Consider the following 17648-nt stretch of genomic DNA (forward strand, 5'->3'; position numbering starts at 1 on the left):
ACCGGATTCCGGTCGAGCGCCCGCTGGCATGTCGTGCAGGCGGGTGGGCGTCAGGCGGCCGAGGCGGTCGCCGTCGACAGCGACCCGGTCGCACGGGTCTGCCGCGGAGCCGAAGCCCGCTCCGGGGACCGGCCGGTCGACGTGGCGGCGTCGGGTCGCTGCGGGGCGGCTGTGGGCGGTGTGTCGTCCGCCCGACGGGCCAGCCGGAGCGACTGTTCAGCGCTGCTGCGCGCCGCACACGGCCAGGGTTGGCCGGCGCAGAGCAGGTTGCGGCACGCGCCCTCTCCGTCCGACTCGTGTGCGGCCAGCACGTCGAGCGCGAGCTGCCAGAGCAGCGGATCGGTCACGTCGCGCGGACGCTCGGCACGCCGGCTCGCACGGTTGCTCATGTCGTCGGACATGGTGGTCCCCCCTGTCAGGCTGATTCCGCGAAACGTCTCCACTCGCACCGCCGGCAAAACCCCCACCTGCTGTGATCTGCGTGGCAGCGCCGATGCGACCGGCGGGCGAGGCCGCCCCGCCGCGCGACCCCGGCCGCATCGGATATGTCGGCCGTCATCTGAGCAACACCGCGACCTCGCGGTCCTGACGACATCCGGGCGGGCAGTGCGTCGTCCCGTCAGTCCGGCAACAGCGGCATCTCGACGCCCGGGTCCCGGCCCAGCAGCACCGCCCGGGTGAGCGCCGAGGAGCCGAACCGGTCGCGGACCGCGTCCACCGCGGCGTCCAGGTCGGCCCCGGTGTCGGCCTGGAACGGCAGTTCCGGCTGCACCGGGTTGTCGTCGAGGTTGCCCACTGAGACGCCGACCAGGGTGACGCCCCGCCTGCCGATCTCCGGTAGCGCGGCTCGCAGCAACGCCCGCGCGGCGGCGAGCAGCGGCACGGTGTCCGCGGTCGCCTTGCGGACGGTGTGCGAGCGGGTGGCCCGGGTGTAGTCGCCGAAGCGCAGCCGCAGCACCACCGTGCGCCCGGACCGCCCGGCCGCCCGCATCCGCCGGGTGACCCGGTCGACCAGGCCCGCCAGGATGGCGTCCAGCTCCGCCGGGGCATGCGGGGTACGTCCCAACGCGTGCTGCGCGCCCATCGAGCCCCGGCGGCGGCCGACCTGCACCGACCGGGGGTCGCGGTTGTGGGCCAGGGCGTGCAGGTGCCGGCCGGCGCCCGCTCCGAGCAGGGACACCAGCGCGGCCTCGCCGAGCCGGGCCACCTCCCCGACGGTACGGATCCGGCGCTCCCGCAGCTTGGCCGCGGTGACCGGGCCGACGCCCCACAGCCGCTCCACCGGCAGCGGGTGCAGGAACTCCACCTCGGCGTCGGGGGCGACGACCAGCAGCCCGTCCGGCTTCGCCACCCCGCTGGCCACCTTGGCCAGGAACTTCGTCCGGGCCACGCCCACCGTGATCGGCAGGCGGACCCGGTCGCGGACCTCCCGGCGCAGCCGCTCGGCGATGTCGGCCGGTGCGCCGACCAGCCGCCGCAGGCCGCCCACGTCGAGGAACGCCTCGTCGATGGAGAGCCCCTCGACCAGCGGCGTGGTCTGCCGGAAGATCTCGAACACGGCCCGGCTGGCCTGCGTGTACGCCGCCATCCGGGGCGGCACCACGATGGCGTCCGGGCACAGCCTGCGCGCCTGTTGGCCACCCATCGCGCTGCGGACGCCCCGCGCCTTCGCCTCGTAGCTGGCGGCGAGCACCACACCACCGCCGACGATCACCGGCCGCCCCCGCAGGCGCGGGTCGTCGCGCTGCTCGACGGACGCGTAGAAGGCGTCCAGGTCGGCGTGCAGGATGTGGGCGCCGGTCGACACGTACACATGTTCGCACGACGCCCGACCATCGCGGCAGTGAGCTGGGCGAACGCCCGATCAGTCGAGGCAGAACTCGTTGCCCTCGGGGTCGGCGAGCACGAGGTGACCGGCGCCGAGCGGGGGAGCGGGCTCGTGCCGTGCGAGGCGGGTGGCGCCGCGGGCGACGAGCCGTTCGGCCTCCGCCTCCAGGACCGCCATCCGGTCGTCACCCGTGAGCCCGGGGGCGGCCCGCACGTCGATGTGCACGCGATTCTTGGCCTGCTTGCCCTCCGGCACGCGCTGGAAGAACAGGCGCGGCCCCGCACCCTTGGGGTCGACCACCGCGGACGCGTCGTTGCGGCGCTCCGGCGGCACACCCATCGCGTCCAGTGCGGCGTCCCACGAGTCGAAGTCCCCGGGCGGCCCCTGCAACTCGTAGTCGAGGGCCTCGGCCCAGAACGCCGCCAGGCTGGCCGGGTCGGCGGCGTCGAACGTTATCTGCACCTCGCGGGCCATGACAGCTCCCTCTTTCCTGGTCTGGCTGGTCATGCCGCCACCCTCTCGTGCCTGGCGGACAGGATCGTTCCGCTATTCGTGCAACGATCGGCGGGTGACGGTGGAGGCGACGACGGAGCGGGTGCTGCGGATGCTGGCCCTGTTGCAGCGGCGGTCGTCGTGGACGGCCGCCGAACTCGCCGCCGAGCTGGGTGTCACCGACCGCTGTGTCCGCCGTGACGTGCAACGGCTGCGCGCACTCGGATATCCCGTCCAGGCGTCGGTTGGCGTTGGCGGCGGCTACCGACTCGGCGCGGGCACCCGGCTGCCGCCGCTGCTTCTCGACGACGAGGAGGCGATCGCCACGGCGGTTTCCCTGCGACTGGCGTCGGGAGGCACGGTCGCCGGGGCAGCCGAGGCGGCCCTGCGGGCACTCACGAAACTCGACCAGGTGATGCCGGCGCGGCTGCGCGCCGAGGTGCGAGCGGTGCACGGCTGGACGGAGACGCTCATCGGCCCGGTGGTCGAGATCGACGCGGAGCTGCTGGTGACACTCGCCCGTGCCTGTCGTGACGCGGTGCGGGTGCGGTTCCACTACGCCGGCCGCGACAGCGGTGAGCGGGAGCGGACGGTCGAGCCGGTCCGGATGGTCACCACCGGCCGTCGCTGGTATCTGATGGCCTGGGACGTCGATCGCGACGACTGGCGTACGTTCCGCCTGGACCGGATGCGGGCCACGGTGGCGACGACCTGGCGCTTCCCGGCGCGTGACCATCCGGATCCGATCGCCTTCGTGCAGCGGTCGGTGACCGACGCGCCCTACCGGTATCTCGCCCGGGTGCGGGTGCACGCCCCGCCCGAGCGCGTGCGCGAGGCGGTCCCACCACAGGTGGGACGCGTCGAGGCCGGTCGCGACGGCTGGTGCGTGCTCGTCGTCGGCGGCGACAGCCTGGACGGGCTCGCCGCGCACATCGCCCGCCTGCGCTACGAGGTGGAGGTGGTGGAGCCCGCGGAGCTGCGCGAGGCCGCCGCCCTGCTCGCCCGCCGGCTCGTGGCGATGGCCGGGTCGGCGTCGGAGCGCACGGTGTAACGCCGCAGCGACACCGGGCTGCCGTCCGGGGCGGTCCACGATGCCGTGCTGCTGCCCGTGTACCGCCATCCGGTGCGCTCGTACAGGGCGACGGCCGCGGCGCCGTCGGCGACCACCTCGAGCACCAGACGCACCCCGCGCGCGTCCGCCCAGTGCCGTGCCCGGGCCAGCAGAGTGCTGCCCAGCGCCAGCCCGCGGGCGGCCGGCGCCACGAAGAGCCGAGCCACCTCGGCCGTCGGATCGGCGCGCGGCTCGTCCGCCGGGTCGGGCAGGCGGTGCACCGCGACGTGTCCGACGATCGTTCCAGCGGGGTCGACGGCGACCCAGGCGCGCGCCGGGTGCGGCTCGCGCAGCCAGCGGTGCGGGTCGGCCGGCCAGTTCAGCGGATAGCGGTCCACCCGGTGGACGTCGGCGAGCGCCGCGATGCAGCCGTCGAGGTCGGCGGCACGCCGGCGGCGGACGCGCGGTGGGTTCACAGGTCGTCGAAGGGGCGCGCGTAGCGGAACTCGCCCCGGATCGACTCGCGCCATGCGTTCAGCGGCCGGGCCATGAAGTACCGCGGACCCCACGGCTGCGGCGGGGTGACGCCCAACTCGACGGCGGGCCGAAACCCGAAGCGCGGGTAGTACCCGGGATGCCCGAGCAACACCACGAGGGGTTCGTCGCGGGCGTCGGCCGCGCCGAGCACCGCGTGCATCATCGCCGTGCCGACACCGCGACGCTGCCACGCGGGAAGCACGCCGAGCGGCCCCAGGCCCAACGCCACCGGCTCACCGCCCACCCGGCCGCGGGTGGCCACCACGTGCCCCACCACCTGGCCGTCCGAATCGGTCGCCACCAGGGAGTACGCGGGCAGCCAGCCCTCGTCGGCCCGCAGCGCGTCGACAAGCGTCGCCTCGACCGGCGTCGCCTCGACTTGCGGTGTGTCCACTTGCGGTGCGTCGACTGGCGTCGCCTCGACTTGCGGTGTGTCGACCGGCGTCGCCTCGACCGGCGCGGCGTCGTCCGTGGTCTTGGCGAAGGCGGCGGCGTGCACCGCGCGGATGGCGTCGACGTCGGCGGGGGTCTCGCGTCTGATCAGCACCGCGCCACGATACGGGTGTCGCCGGCAGCAGCTCCACGCGTTTACCGGTCGGCGATCGCCGATGACGAATGCCCCGGCCCGTCGATCCGGATGCTGCCCAACGCGACCTTCGTGCCGGGCGAAGCGACATCGACCCCGTTCCGCCGCGCTCCGGAGGCGTCGCGCGTGACCTGCGCGGCCCCGCTCCGCCGCGCTCCGGAGGCGCCGCGCGTGACCTACGCGGCCCCGCTCCGCCGCGCTCCGGAGGCGCCGCGCGCGATCTGCGCGACCCCGCTCCGCCGCGCTCCGGAGGCGCCGCGCGCGACCCGCGCGGTCCAGCAGCGCGACCGGTGGGCATGATGCGGCAGAGCCATATACCTGTGAGTCATAAATATGACCCATAGGTATACCGCTCGTCGGAGTCATGGCCGCCCCGAGCGGTGGGCCGCGTCTGATTCCGCCGCCCTCAGCCGCCGCCCTCAGCCGCCGCCCTCAGCCGCCGCCCTCAGCCGCGGCCCTCAGCCGACGGCGGTCGCCGACGGAGGGGCGCTGCCACCCCGGGGCGACTCCGGGGCCATCAGCCGGATGATCTCCTTCTGGTCGGCCGGCGAGGGCAGGCCCCAGTGCGGTCGGTAGCCGTACACCTCGTGCAGTGGGGTGGAGCCGGTGCGGCCGTCCAGGATCTCCACGGCGTCCGTGCCGATCAGGCCGGGGTGTTCGACGCCGCACGCCTCGGCGACCTTGGTCAGGTCCCGGCGCAGCGTCCGCAGGTAGTTGGCCGCCCGGACGGACTTGAGCGTCGGGTCGAGGCCCCGGGCCAGCCAGGCGTTCTGCGTCGCCACCCCGGTGGGGCAGGTGTCGGTGTGGCACTTCTGCGCCTGGATGCAGCCGATCGACAGCATCGCCTCCCGACCGACGTTGACCATGTCGCAGCCGAGCGCGAACGCCACGACGGCGTTGTCCGGCAGGCCGAGCTTGCCGCTGCCGACGAACACCACTTGCTCGTGCAGGTCGTGTTCGGCGAAGACCTTGTAGACCCGGGAGAAGCCCTGCTGGAACGGGAGCGACACCGAGTCGGTGAAGATCAGCGGCGCGGCGCCGGTGCCGCCCTCGCCGCCGTCGACCGTGATGAAGTCGACGCCCCGGCCCGTGTCCCGCATCAGGCTGGCCAGCTCCTGCCAGAAGCTGAGGTCGCCGACCGCCGACTTGATGCCGACCGGCAGGCCCGTCTCGGCGGCCAGCAGCTCCACCCAGTCGAGCAGGCTGTCACAGTCGGAGAACTCGGCGTGCCGCGACGGGCTCACACAGTCCTGCCCGGCCGGGATGCCCCGGGTGGCGGCGATCTCGGCGGACACCTTCGCCCCGGGCAGCAGCCCGCCGAGGCTCGGTTTGGCGCCCTGGCTCAGCTTGATCTCCAAGGCCCGGACGGGGGCGCCGGCGACCAGGTCCTTCAGCCGGTCGAGACTGAACCGGCCGTGCTCGTCGCGGCAGCCGAAGTACGCAGTGCCGAGCTGGAAGACCAGCTCACCACCGTTGCGGTGGTACGGCGACAGGCCACCCTCGCCGGTGTTCTGCAGGCACCCGGCGAGCGCGGCCCCCTTGTTCAGGGCGGTGATGGCGTTGCCGGAGAGCGAGCCGAAGCTCATCCCGGAGATGTTGACCACCGACTCCGGTCGGAACGCGCGTGCCCGATCCCGCGCCGCGCCCAGCACCTTCGCGCACGGCAGCCGTACGTCGTGCCCGGCCGTCGGGGACGACGGCGGCACGGCCCGGCCGAACGTGCGGTGCTTGATGATCGGGTAGCCGGGCGTGTGCTCGATGTCGTTGTCCGTGCCGAAGCCGAAGTAGTTGTTCTCCTGCTTCGCCGACGCGTACACCCAGCGACGCTGGTCGCGGGTGAACGGGCGTTCCTCGTCGTTGCCGGCCACGATGTACTGCCGAAGCTCCGGCCCGATGGCCTCCAGCAGGTACCGGGCGCGGCCGAGCACCGGGAAGTTGCGCAGCAGCGCGTGGTCGCGCTGGATCAGATCCCGCGCGGCGAGTGCCGCGACGGCGGCGGCGACGGCGGGTACGGCTCGACGGGCCCATGTCATGCTCGGCAACCTTTCCGCCCGCGCCGTCGGCCAAACCGACGCGCCGGCGACATTGCGCTGCTCAGGCCCCGGGTGCGTACTGCTGACCAGCGTCCGCCCGCGGCGGAGGCGGCACGGGATCACCCCCGCGCCGCCTCCGGCGGAGGGTCAGTGGTGCGTGAACGACTGGCGGACCGTGCCGCCGACGATCGCGCACCACGTGCTCGTGCTGAGCTTGCCGTTGCGGGGCAGCCCGTGCAGCGCCTGCAGGTCCTGCACGGCCCCGCGGGTGGCGTGGTCGTACGCGCCGGTGACGGTGACCGCGTACCCCTTGGTCGCGAGGATCTCCTGGACGGCCGTGACCGGCGCGCCGGCGGCGTGCTGGTCGAGCTCGGGCGCCAGGGTCTCCCAGGTCGGCGTGGTGAGCGTGGCGTCCACGTCCACGGCGATGCCGTTGCGGGCCTGCCAGTCCTGCACGGCGGCCACGGTCGCGGCGTCGAACGTGCCGCTGACCGTCACGGCGTAGCCCCGGTAGGCCAGCAGGTGCTGCACCACCCGGACCGACGGCGAGTTGACGAACCGCCACAGATCCGGCCAGCGGCGGGCCGGCACGTCACCCAGCTTGGTGCCGAGGGCCGCGTGGACCCGCCGCCGCAGCTGCGGGAACTGCCGGTAGAACGCCGCGCCCGGGCAGTCGGTGGTGCGGAAGTCCCAGTGGCCGAAGATGTCGAAAGCGTGCAGCCCGTACTGCCGGCAGATGGCCACGCAGAGCTTGACCAGCGAGTCGGTCAGCGCCTCCGGCGGGGTCTCGGTGACGTACGTGCCCTCGTTCTCGATGCCGATGGCCCGGCCGTTCTCGCCCGGGCAGTGCGCCGAGATCATCTGGCGGTCGCCCGCTTCGAGGCGTTCCAGGCTGCCCCGGCGGCCCTCCAGCACGTAGCCGCCGCGGCTCACCGTGAAGTGCTGGCCGGTGTCCGACCAGCCGTTGCCGTCGATGTGCAGGTCCTGGCAGTCGTGGGCCAGCTTGACCGCCTGCTCGCGGGAGTAGTCGGTGACGTTCGGGAACGCCATGTGATGCACGATGATCTTGTTGGTGGGGATGGCGCTGACCGACAGCGGGTCCTTCGGCGGGCGGGCGGCCCACTCGTCGCAGCTGATGATCCAGTCCAGGTCGGTGCCGGGAGCGGCCTGCGCCGCGCCCGAGAAGGTGAGTTCGCTTCCGACGACGGCGACCGTGGCCGCGCCGAGACCGGCCCGCAGCAGCGTTCGGCGGTCCACTTCGGAATGGTCGACGTGCATGACATCTCCTCCTGCGGCCGACGGCGGGGGGATGAAAAGTAGCTCCAGTGGCCGCACGTACTCCGGAGAATATTGCCAAGACTCGTCCGCGCGCTAGACCCTCCGAGCGGGAGCGGCGTTTCCCCGTCCGCTGGTGGGGGTAGGTCGGTGGCCTACCATCCCGGCTGCTCCGCATGGAGGAACGACCCTATGAGTGACAACGTCAGCGACGCGGTGGGCGACGCCCTTCGCTCGGTGATGCTCTTCCTGCCCAAGGCCGTCGCCTTCCTGGCGATCCTGGTGGCCGGTTGGCTGATCGCCAAGGCCGTACTGAAGATCGTGGAGAAGGTCCTCGAACGCGTGGGCTTCGACCGCGCCGTCGAGCGCGGCGGCATCCGCCGGGCCCTGAACCGCTCCCGGTACGACGCCAGCGACATCGTCGCGAAGCTCGTCTACTACGCGGTGCTGCTGCTCACCCTGCAACTCGCCTTCGGCATCTGGGGGCCCAACCCGATCTCCGACCTGATCACGGCCGTGGTCGCGTGGTTGCCCCGCGCCTTCGTCGCGATCGTCATCGTCGTGGTCGCCGCCGCCATCGCCAACGCCGTGAAGGACATCATCAGCGGCGCGCTCGGCGGGCTGTCGTACGGTCGGGTGCTGGCCGGTATCGCCTCGGTGTTCATCCTCGGCCTGGGCGTCATCGCGGCGCTGAACCAGATCGGCGTGGCCACCGCGGTCACCACCCCGGTGCTGATCGCGGTGCTGGCCACTGTGGGCGGCATCCTCGTCGTCGGGGTCGGTGGCGGCCTCATCCGTCCGATGCAGAGTCGCTGGGAGGCGTGGCTGACCCGCGCCGAGCAGGAGTCGCAGCTGATCGCCACGCACGCCCGCGCCTACCGGGCCGGTCGCCGCGACGCCGAAGCCGAACTGGCCCGCTCGACGGCCGCCCGCGCCGACGCGGACGCCACCCCGGTGACGACCCGGCCGTCCGACCCGGAGGCCACGCAGGTGGTGACCCGTCCCGCCGAGGCGGACGCGACGCAGGTGACGACCCGGCCGTCCGACCCGGAGGCCACCCAGGTGGTGACCCGTCCCGCCGACAGCGTCGACGACACCACGCAGGTGGTGGCCCGTTCGACCGACCCGGACACCACGCAGGTGGTGGATCCCCACCGTGACGCCGACACGACCCAGGTGATCAGCGGCGGGGTTCCGGGCCAGCGCAGCAGCAGCGACGACAGCGAGACCACGACGGTCATCCCGCCGGTGGATCCCCACCGGCGTTGAACCTCGGCGCGACGGCGGGGCGGGATCCACGCGGATCCCGCCCCGCTCCCGTCGGGCCGGCACGCCGAAAGCGCTGGCCGGCACCCTGACGCCGGTCTACCATCGCCGACATGACCTGGCGACATTGATCCAACGCCGTAGGCCGCACCCGTGGACCGCCACGGGCACCGCACGTCCGGTGTCCGTCTCCACTCCCACGGGAAGGCCCCATGACCCACCTCGCCTCGCGCGTGCCCGACCCGGCGGTCCGCCGGCTGTCGGTGACCCTCTACGGGTACGCGTTCCTCAGTGACCTCGTCCTGCTCTACCCGCTGTACGTGGTGCTCTTCGCCGACACCGGCCTGTCGGTGGGGCAGATCTCATCGCTGTTCGTCATCTGGTCGGCCGCCGGCATCCTGTTCGAGGTGCCGTCCGGCGCGTGGGCCGACGCGGTGTCGCGCCGGCTGCTGCTGCGCCTCGCCCCGCTGGTGACCGCCGCCGGCTACGCGCTGTGGGTGCTGATCCCGTCGTACCCGGCCTTCGCGGTCGGGTTCCTGTTGTGGGGCGCCGGCGGGGCGCTGGTGTCCGGCGCTCTGGAGGCGCTGGTCTGGACCGAACTGGACCGGCTCGGCGCCGCCGGCCGGTACGCCCGGGTGCTCGGTCGGGCACGGACGGCGGGTGTGCTGGGCGTGGTGGTCACCGGGGTGCTCGCCGGCCCGGTGCTCGCCATCGGCGGGTACCCGGCGGTCGGCGCGGCCAGCGTGCTCGCCTGCCTGCTCGCCGCCGCCGTCGCGGCCCGGTTCCCCGAGCACCGCCCGCCGCCCGGCGCGTCACCGTCACCGCCCGCGCACGACCCGCCGCCACCGGCGTACGACCCGGCGGTTGCCGTGCCGCCCGTCGCCGCGTTGCGCGGCGATCACCCGCCCGAGTCGGCGACACCGGACGACGACGGCGACCTGACCTGGTGGGACACGCTGCGGGCCGGTGTGACGCAGGTCCGCTCCCGGCCCCCTGTGCGGGCGGCCGTCCTGCTGGTCGCTGTGGTGGCCGCCGACTGGGGCGCGCTGGACGAGTACACGCCGCTGCTGGCCGTGGACACCGGCGTCGGCGCGCAGGCCGTGCCGCTGCTGCTCCTGCTGCTGTGGGCCGGCGTCACCGTTGGTGGGCTGCTCGCCCCGGCGGGGGAGCGGCTGGGCCACCGGGGGTACGCCGTGCTGCTCGGCCTGGTCGCCGTCGCGCTGGCCGGGGGCGCTCTGGTCCGGCACCCGGCGGGTTTCGTGCTGCTCGCGGTGGCGTTCGGCGCCGCGCAACTGGCCACCGTGCTGGCCGACGCGCGGTTGCAGGCCCGGATCACCGGCACCAGTCGGGCCACCGTCACCTCGCTGGCCGGGATGGCCACCGACCTGCTGATCATCGGGACGTACGCCGGTTACGGTCTCGTCGCCACGGCGGCCGGCAACGCGGTGGCGTTCGCGGCGGCGGCCGGGGCGTACCTCGTGGTGGCGCTGGCGCTGCTGGCCCGCCGGCAACACTCCGGACCGACACCGTGACGGCTGGGTCCCCGCGATGACCTCCCGGCTCAGGAGTCAGGGCTGGTCGCCGTCGAGGTAGACCCAGTGGCCGGCCTCGCGGACGAACCGGCTGTGCTCGGTCAGCGTGCCCGGCCGACCCGCCTCGCGGTAGTGGGCGTGGAACGTCACCGTGCCGGTGGCGTCGAGCAGACCGCCGCGCCCGGTCTCGACGATCTCCAGCCGGGTCCACCGCTGCCCCGGGGTCAGCTCCAGTCGAGCGGGTCGGGTCGACGAGTGCCAACTGCGCAGCAGGTAGTCGGCGTCGCCGAGGGCGAAGGCGCTGAACCGGGAGCGCATCAGCGCCTCGGCCGTCGGCGCCTGCGCGGTACCGCCGTGGACCGGGGAGCAGCAGTCGGCGTACGCCTGGCCGGAGCCGCACGGGCAGACCCGTCCGGTCGTCGCGTTCGCCCGCCGGCCACCCGTACCCCTGCCCATCCCGCCATCCTGCCGCACCGCCGGGCGCCCCGAGCGGCCGGCCGTCAGCCGTCCAGCGCCACCGGCAGGGGGACCGGCCGTTTCGCGACCCGGTCGTCCCCGGACGACCGGCCGCGCAGGTGCCGAGCCACCCAGGGCAGCAGGTGCCGGCGGGCCCAGGCCAGCTCGGCGCCGAGCACCTCGGCGCGGCGTCGCAGCGGCGCCGGCGGCAGCGGCGCCGTCCAGGAGTCGTCGAACCCGGGCAGACCGGCGGTGTACGCCAGCGCGGCGGCGATCCGCGCGTGCCCGGCGCTGTTGGCGTGCAGCCGGTCGTCGCTCCACAGCCGTGGATCGGAGGAGACCGGATGCGCTCCCAGGTCGAGCAGCGTGGCCCCGGTCTGCGCGGTGGCCGCGCGCAGGGCCTCGTTGAGTGCCAGCATCCGGCCCCGCAGCGGCCGGGCCAGCGGCATCACCGGCGCCGGGTCCGGCATGGTGAAGGTCAGGACGGTGGCGCCCTGCCCGACGAGCGCCCGCTGCATCGCCGCGACGTCCTCGGCGACCTGGTCCGCGTCGAAGGAGGGGCGCAGCACGTCGTTCATGCCGGCGACCACGGTGGCCAGGTCGGGGGCGAGATCGAGGGCCGGCTGGAGCTGCTCGGCGCGGATTCGCGCGGTGGTCCGGCCACGGATGGCCAGGTTCGCGTACTCCAGGCCGCCCTGGGCGCGCGCCACCGCCAGGGCGAACCGGTCGGCCCAGCCCCGGTAGCCGCCGGCGCCGTCCGGATCGTCGAGCCCTTCGGTGGTGCTGTCGCCGATCGCCACGTACCGCTGCCACATCACCCGGGCGAGGTTAGTCCCCGCCCGGACGGTGGCGGGCCGGTGGTCGACGGGCAGTGATGGTTGACGATTCTCCCTAGACTCGCGCCATGACGCGTTCCCCCGCGATATCGCTCGCCCCGAACGTCTGGCGCATCCCCACCGTGGGGCGTTCGGCCGTCAACTCGTACGCCTTCGTCGACGACGACGGCAGTGTCACGCTCGTCGACTGCGGGCTGGCCAAAGCGCCGGCCCGGATCGTGCGCGGGTTGGCCGCGATGGGCAAGGTGCCGGCCGACGTCACCCGGATCGTGCTGACGCACGCGCACCCGGACCACGCGGGTGGCGCGGCCGAACTGGCCCGCCGCACCGGCGCCCCGGTGGCCGCGCACGCCGACGACATCCCGTACGCCGAGGCCGGCCACAACCCGCCCGCAGACCCGGCGGTGACCGGCGGCCGGTTCTTCACCCGGGTGGCCGGCGGCCGGTTTCCCGCCGTGCGGGTGGCGCAGCCGCTCGCCGACGGCGACGTGCTCGACGTCGGCGGCGGCCTGCGGGTGGTGCACACCCCCGGGCACTCGCCCGGTCACGTGTCGCTGCTGCACGAACCGACCCGACTGCTGATCACCGGGGACGCGCTGTTCAACGTGCTCGGCGTCCGCTGGTCACCGAAGTTGCTGTGCAGCGATTTCCGGATGACCCGGCAGACCTCCCACGTGCTCGGGGAGCTGGAGTACGACATCGCCGCGTTCACCCACGGCCCGGAGCTGACCGACCGCCCGCGGGAGCGGATCCGCGCCTTCCTGAGCCGCCCGCGCTGACCCGCCCGCGCTGACCGCTCGCGGCCGCGATGCCCACCATCGCGCCGCGGCTCAGAGCCAGCCGGAGCGGCGGAACAGGCGGTACAGGGCGAGGGCCGCCGCCGCCATCAGGGCCAGGGCCCCGGCGTAGCCGTAGCGCCACGCCAGCTCGGGCATGTGGTCGAAGTTCATGCCGTAGACGCCGGCGATGCCGGTCTGGGTGGCCGCGATGGCCGCCCACGCGGCGATCTTGCGCATGTCGTTGTTCTGCTCGACGGCGAGCTGCGCCAACCGGGACTGCACGATCGAGGTGAGCAGGTCGTCGTACGCCGCCACCCGGTCCACCGCCCGGGCCAACCGGCCGTCCACGTCCACGAACCAGCGGTGCAGGGCACGCGGCGGCCCGTCGGCGCCCGGGTCGAGCAGCATCCGCATGGGCGTCTGCAGGGGCAGCACCGCCCGCTTGAACTCCACCACCTCCCGCTTGAGCTGGTAGATGTGCTGGATGTCGGCCGAACGGTCGCGGGCGAACACCGCCTCCTCGACCCGCTCCAGGTCCCGCTCCACGTGCCCGGCCACCTCCAGGTACGTGTCGACCATCCGGGCGCAGACCGCGTACGCCACCGCCCAGGGTCCGGCGGCCAGCAGCGCGGGGCGGCGCTCGATGTCGGCGCGGACGTCGCGCAGCGCACCGGCGGCGCCGTGCCGCACGGTGACGGCGAACCGGTCGCCGAGCAGCACCATCACGTCGCCGGTGTCGATCACCTCGGAGGTGTCGGTCAGCTCGGCGTGCTCCACGTACCCGGCGGTGCGCAGCACCAGCAGGGTGACCGGCCCGTGCCGCTGCACGGTGGGCCGGTGCCCGTCGGCGAGCGCCTGCTCGACGGTCAGCTCGTCGAGGCCGAAGGTGCGCCCCACGGCGGCGAGCACGGCCGGCCCCGGCTCGTGCAACCCCAGCCAGACGAAGGCGCCGCGGCCCCGGCGGGCACGGGCGTACGCGTCGGCGTAGTGCGGCCGGCCCGGCTCCCGTCGGCCGTTGACGTAGACGGCACAGTCGACCACGGCGTCCGGATTGGATCGGCGGGGCGTGGGAGAGTCGCCGTCGGGGCGGCCGAGCAGTCGACGGGCCAGGGCACGCACGCCTCGACCGGCCCGGTCCCGTACCGCTCGCTGATCCACGACGCGCCCCCTCCCGCGCACCGACGCGGCCACGGTGCTCGCAGGGCATGGTGCCACCGGATTCTGCCCAGCGGCGTCCGGCTCCCGACAGCGGGGGCCGTCGGCTCAGGCGGTGCGGGTGGCGAAGACGACGATGTTGTCCACGTAGTTGCCGGTCGTGTCGTCGAACCGGCCGCCGCAGGTGATCAGGCGCAGTCCGGCGGTGTCCGCCGGGCCGTAGACCAGGCCGCTGGGGAAGCGGTCCTTGGGGTACGCGTGGACGCCGTCCACTGTGAACGTGGTGACCCGCGCGTCGGCGCGGGTGACCTGGATCTCCTGGCCGGCGCGCAGTCGACCCAGGTCGAAGAAGACCGCCGGGCCGGCCGGGGAGTCGACGTGTCCCACCAGGACGGCGTTGCCGGTCTCTCCGGGGCTGACGCCGTGTTTGTACCAGCCGGCGAGGGTCGGCTTGTCCAGCGGGGGGACTTCCAGCACCCCGGCGGCGTCCACGCCGACGGCGACGATCTCCGCGCGTACACCGATGGCCGGAATCTGGACCCGGACGGGCGCGGCGCGGGGCAGCGGGGCCAGGTCCGGCGCGGGCCGGGTGTGTGTCGGCGCGTCGACCGGCGGGCGTGGGGGACGCGCCGGCTCGGCGGTGAGGCCGACGGTGATCAGCCCCAGCCCGGACACGCCGAGCAGGGCGACCACCGCCGGCAGGGTCCGTCGCCTCCACACGTGCTGACCTCCGTAGGGATCGTCGGGTGCCCGTGCCGGTGTCACCGGCACGGGCACCCGTCCTCAGGGATGGAGCGCGTCGCCGGTCAGGTGACGGTGGACACCGGACGACGCCGGCGGAACAGGAGCACCGCGCCCGCGGCGGCGGTGCCGAGCAGGGTGCCTCCGGCGGCGAGGGCGCCCGCGTCGCGACCGTCGCGGTTGTCGCCGCCCGAGCCGGCCGGGGCGCCACCGATCGGGGTGACGGTGAACGTGGCGCTGCCCGCCGAGCTGCCGTCGCCGCAGGTCGCGGCCACCGTGTACGCGCCGAGGGTGAACCCGGCGGTGAACAGTTCGGCGCTGAGGCCGCCGCCGGCGGCGGCCGTGGTGGATCGGACGTTCTCGTCGCGGTTGGGTCCGGTGACCCGGAAGATGACGTCACCCGACTTCGGGTTGCAGGTCGTCGCGGTGAGCACGACGGTTCCTCCGACCGGCGTGGTGGCCGGTGACACGACGGTGTCGGCCAGTGCGGCGCCCGGCAGCAGGAGCGTGCCGAGGCCCACGCCGAGCGCCGCAGAGCAGAGTGCTGTTGAGACCTTCATACGCGTCTTCCCTCACTTTTCGTCCGCTGACTGCGTGGGACGTCGTTCGGGTGGCCAACTCCGTGACTAGCACCGGTGTGCCCAACACTAGGTCGGTTGGGACCCCGATCAGGTGAAAATGAGAAACCTTCGTTGCCGTCACGTGTCCACCCGAAGGCGGGGGAGAGCAGCGCTTGGACCCGGACGGCCCGAGGGGTGCCGGTGCTCCGATCGATGTCCGCTCGGGTCGGGCTGTCGCGGCTGGGCCGATGGCGAGGTATGGCCCAACCACGGCGGGAATGCCCGCCGGCCCGCTCAGCCGGCCCGCTCGGCCGGTGCCGGTTCGGGCATCGGCTCGCCGGTCTCCAGGAGGGTCTTGAGGCTGGCCAGCAGCTCCGGCCAGCCGCCGCTGCCGTCGAGTTGACCGCTGATCGCCCGGTGCATCTCGCTGTCCGGGGAGAAATCGTGGTGGATGACGGTCAACCGGACGGCCGAGGGCCCGTGCGGCTCGATCTCGAAGGTCACCGTCGACCGGCGCTCGCCGAGCCGAGCGGCCAGCTCCTCGGTGGACCAGCCGAAGTGCTCGGCGTGCTCGGGTTGGAAGCCGTGCCAGCTGTAGGAGAGGCGACGGTATGGCTCGGCGACCAGCACCCGCTGGCCGAGATCGCGAGGCTCGCCCTCCGGCGCGTCCTGCCACAGCACCGGTGATCCGACCTGCCAGTCGGACACCAGCGCGACCCCACCCCAGTAGCGGCGGGTGAACGCGGGCTCCGTCAGCGCGGCCCACAGTCGCTGCGGGGTGGTGGTGACGTATGTCGTGTAGACGAACGTGGGGCTTGCCATGGGCTGTTCCTCCAATGCGGTGCTCAGGTCGGCGAGCGCGGCCGCCCGCTGCCGGTCGTAGCGGCTCAGCCACCGGTCGGCGATGGCGTTGATCGGGGCGGCGTTGAGGAAGTGCACCTTCTCCCGGCCGCGCCGGACGGTCGTCACCAGGCCGGCTGCCTCCAGCACCGACAGGTGCTTGCTGACCGCCTGCCGGGTCGTCGGCAACCCGTCGCAGAGTTCTCGCAGGGTCTGGCCGTTGCGTGCGTTGAGCCGGTCGAGCAGCCGCCGTCGGCTGGGATCGGCCAGTGCCCGGAACGCCTCGTCCATCCGCCGCCCCCCTGAAAAGCAACCATTCGGTTGCCGATAGCTTAGGCAACCGAATGGTTGCGTGTCAACCTCGCGCGGGGTCGAGTGGCCGGAGCGGCGTGTGCGGCCGCCGGGGCGGTGTGGCAGCGTGGTGCGGTGACCGATTCCGCCCCGCTCGACGTCGATCTCGCGCTGCTCGGCGGCGGGGGCGCCGCCTCGCTGCTGCTCGCCGCGCTGGACCGGCACGGTGTCCGCGACCTGCGGATCGCCGTCGTCGACCCGGTGCGACGGCGCGGCCAGGACCGCACCTGGGCGTTCTGGGGCGACCCGAGCGCCGACCTCGACCCGCTGCTGAGCGCGAGCTGGCGGCAGGTCGAGGTGGCGACGCCCGCGCGGCGCCGCGTCCTCGACCTGACCCCGCTGCGGTACGCCATGCTGCGCTCCGGCCCGGTCTACGACCGGGCTGCCGAGGCCGAGCGTCGGCTGGACGCCGTCCGGATCGTCGCCCCGGCCGAGACGGTGACCGACGACGGCACCCGGGTGGTCGTCCGCACCGGCGACGGGCGTGTCGTACGGGCCGGCTGGGTGCTCGACTCCCGCCCCCGCCCACCCGCGCGAGCGGGGCGGACGACCTGGTTGCAACACTTCCGCGGCTGGTGGCTGGAGTCCGACCGCCCGGCGTTCGACCCGCGGCGGGCGGTGCTCATGGACTTCCGCACCCCGCAGCCCGCCCGGGGCGTCTCCTTCGGCTACGTGCTGCCGGTCAGCGACCGGTACGCCCTGGTCGAGTACACCGAGTTCTCACCCGGCCTGCTCACCGACGCCGGGTACGACAGGGCGCTGGCCGGCTACCGCGACCTGCTCGGGCTCGACCCGGCGGGGCTGCGGGTCCGCGAGGTGGAGAACGGGGTGATCCCGATGACCGACGCGCCGTTCTCGGCCCGGCCCTCGCCGCGCGTCGTCCGCCTCGGCACGGCCGGGGGCGCGACCCGCCCCTCCACCGGCTTCACCTTCTCCGCCATGTACCGCCAGGCCGACCAGGTGGCCCGCGCGCTCGCCGCCAACCAGCCGCCAGTGCCGAAGGCCGCGTACCCGGCCCGGCACCGCTGGATGGACGCGGTGGCGCTGCGCGCGCTGGACCGGGGCGGCGTCGGCGGTCCCGAGTTCTTCGATCGGCTCTTCGACCGCAACCCGCCCGAGCGGGTCCTGCGCTTCCTCGACGGCGTCACCACCCCCGCCGAGGAGATCGCGATCATGAACTCCACTCGACTGCTGCCGATGATCGCCGCCACGGCCGGCGACGCGGCGCACCGCGTGCGCGACCGGCTGCGGCCCGCCCGGCCCGCGCCGGCCATCCCGGCGGCCGTGGTGGGCCGGCCGCTCCGGCCCGTCGCCGACTCGGAAACCTGAC

General features: G+C 74.0%; 18 protein-coding genes. 5 read left to right on the forward strand and 13 right to left on the reverse strand.

The genetic code is table 11. The features are described 5' to 3' along the window. Positions 1-50 precede the first annotated feature (50 nt). From ABZU53_RS27065 to ABZU53_RS27075, 3 genes are all read right to left on the reverse strand, one after another. Positions 51-389 carry a hypothetical protein gene (locus ABZU53_RS27065; protein WP_355068259.1) on the reverse strand — a complete coding sequence of 113 codons (339 nt, stop codon included), beginning with the start codon at positions 387-389 and terminating at the stop codon, positions 51-53. Positions 390-619: 230 nt separating this feature from the next. Then, positions 620-1807 (reverse strand): DNA polymerase IV, encoded by a 1188-nt coding sequence (dinB, locus tag ABZU53_RS27070; protein WP_355068261.1) that lies wholly within the window; start codon positions 1805-1807, stop codon positions 620-622. A gap of 57 nt (positions 1808-1864) precedes the next feature. After that, complete coding sequence (locus ABZU53_RS27075; RefSeq protein ID WP_355068329.1) at positions 1865-2302, reverse strand: VOC family protein; 438 nt, start codon at positions 2300-2302, stop codon at positions 1865-1867. Between the two features lie 94 nt (positions 2303-2396). On the opposite strand from ABZU53_RS27075, the gene ABZU53_RS27080 reads away from it, so the two are divergent. After that, a complete protein-coding gene (locus tag ABZU53_RS27080; protein WP_355068263.1) occupies positions 2397-3371 on the forward strand; it encodes a YafY family protein in 975 nt (324 codons plus the stop codon). Here ABZU53_RS27080 and ABZU53_RS27085 read toward each other — a convergent pair. From ABZU53_RS27085 to ABZU53_RS27100, 4 genes are all read right to left on the reverse strand, one after another. Further along, complete coding sequence (locus ABZU53_RS27085; RefSeq protein WP_355068265.1) at positions 3266-3847, reverse strand: GNAT family N-acetyltransferase; 582 nt, start codon at positions 3845-3847, stop codon at positions 3266-3268. The two genes, ABZU53_RS27080 and ABZU53_RS27085, sit on opposite strands and share 106 nt — an antisense overlap. Beyond that, a complete protein-coding gene (locus ABZU53_RS27090; protein WP_355068266.1) occupies positions 3844-4455 on the reverse strand; it encodes an N-acetyltransferase in 612 nt (203 codons plus the stop codon). The genes ABZU53_RS27085 and ABZU53_RS27090 overlap by 4 nt, the downstream gene beginning before the upstream one ends. A 497-nt stretch (positions 4456-4952) precedes the next feature. Continuing rightward, positions 4953-6527: an FMN-binding glutamate synthase family protein gene (locus ABZU53_RS27095; RefSeq protein WP_355068267.1), complete on the reverse strand. Its 1575-nt coding sequence runs from the start codon at positions 6525-6527 to the stop codon at positions 4953-4955. A 147-nt stretch (positions 6528-6674) separates the two neighbouring features. After that, positions 6675-7805 carry an N-acetylmuramoyl-L-alanine amidase gene (locus ABZU53_RS27100; RefSeq protein ID WP_355068269.1) on the reverse strand — a complete coding sequence of 377 codons (1131 nt, stop codon included), beginning with the start codon at positions 7803-7805 and terminating at the stop codon, positions 6675-6677. A 189-nt stretch (positions 7806-7994) separates the two neighbouring features. Between ABZU53_RS27100 and ABZU53_RS27105 the strand changes: the two genes are divergently transcribed. Further along, entirely contained in the window at positions 7995-9071 is a 1077-nt protein-coding gene (locus ABZU53_RS27105; protein ID WP_354861264.1) for a hypothetical protein, read from the forward strand. A gap of 209 nt (positions 9072-9280) precedes the next feature. Next, positions 9281-10600: an MFS transporter gene (locus ABZU53_RS27110; protein WP_355068270.1), complete on the forward strand. Its 1320-nt coding sequence runs from the start codon at positions 9281-9283 to the stop codon at positions 10598-10600. 36 nt (positions 10601-10636) lie between these two features. Here the strand turns inward: ABZU53_RS27110 and ABZU53_RS27115 are convergent, their stop codons facing one another. Then, positions 10637-11056, reverse strand: coding sequence for a YchJ family protein (locus ABZU53_RS27115; RefSeq protein WP_355068272.1), 420 nt, complete (start codon positions 11054-11056; stop codon positions 10637-10639). 44 nt (positions 11057-11100) lie between these two features. Then, positions 11101-11871, reverse strand: coding sequence for an SGNH/GDSL hydrolase family protein (locus tag ABZU53_RS27120; protein ID WP_355068331.1), 771 nt, complete (start codon positions 11869-11871; stop codon positions 11101-11103). 89 nt (positions 11872-11960) lie between these two features. Here ABZU53_RS27120 and ABZU53_RS27125 point away from each other — a divergent pair, with 89 nt between their 5' ends. Then, entirely contained in the window at positions 11961-12671 is a 711-nt protein-coding gene (locus ABZU53_RS27125; protein ID WP_354861271.1) for an MBL fold metallo-hydrolase, read from the forward strand. A gap of 51 nt (positions 12672-12722) precedes the next feature. On the opposite strand, the gene ABZU53_RS27130 is transcribed toward ABZU53_RS27125, so the two are convergent. From ABZU53_RS27130 to ABZU53_RS27145, 4 genes are all read right to left on the reverse strand, one after another. Continuing rightward, positions 12723-13829, reverse strand: a complete 1107-nt coding sequence (locus tag ABZU53_RS27130; protein ID WP_355068274.1) for a magnesium and cobalt transport protein CorA — start codon at positions 13827-13829, stop codon at positions 12723-12725. A gap of 105 nt (positions 13830-13934) precedes the next feature. Next, positions 13935-14546 carry a class F sortase gene (locus ABZU53_RS27135; RefSeq protein WP_355068276.1) on the reverse strand — a complete coding sequence of 204 codons (612 nt, stop codon included), beginning with the start codon at positions 14544-14546 and terminating at the stop codon, positions 13935-13937. Between the two features lie 86 nt (positions 14547-14632). Next, a complete protein-coding gene (locus tag ABZU53_RS27140; RefSeq protein WP_355068278.1) occupies positions 14633-15127 on the reverse strand; it encodes a hypothetical protein in 495 nt (164 codons plus the stop codon). A gap of 294 nt (positions 15128-15421) precedes the next feature. Beyond that, complete coding sequence (locus ABZU53_RS27145; RefSeq protein ID WP_355068280.1) at positions 15422-16258, reverse strand: metalloregulator ArsR/SmtB family transcription factor; 837 nt, start codon at positions 16256-16258, stop codon at positions 15422-15424. A gap of 135 nt (positions 16259-16393) precedes the next feature. Between ABZU53_RS27145 and ABZU53_RS27150 the strand changes: the two genes are divergently transcribed. After that, positions 16394-17647, forward strand: coding sequence for a lycopene cyclase family protein (locus ABZU53_RS27150; RefSeq protein WP_354861280.1), 1254 nt, complete (start codon positions 16394-16396; stop codon positions 17645-17647). Position 17648: the final 1 nt, after the last annotated feature.

The sequence above is a fragment of the Micromonospora sp. NPDC005194 genome, from assembly GCF_040608335.1.
GTDB lineage: Bacteria > Actinomycetota > Actinomycetes > Mycobacteriales > Micromonosporaceae > Micromonospora.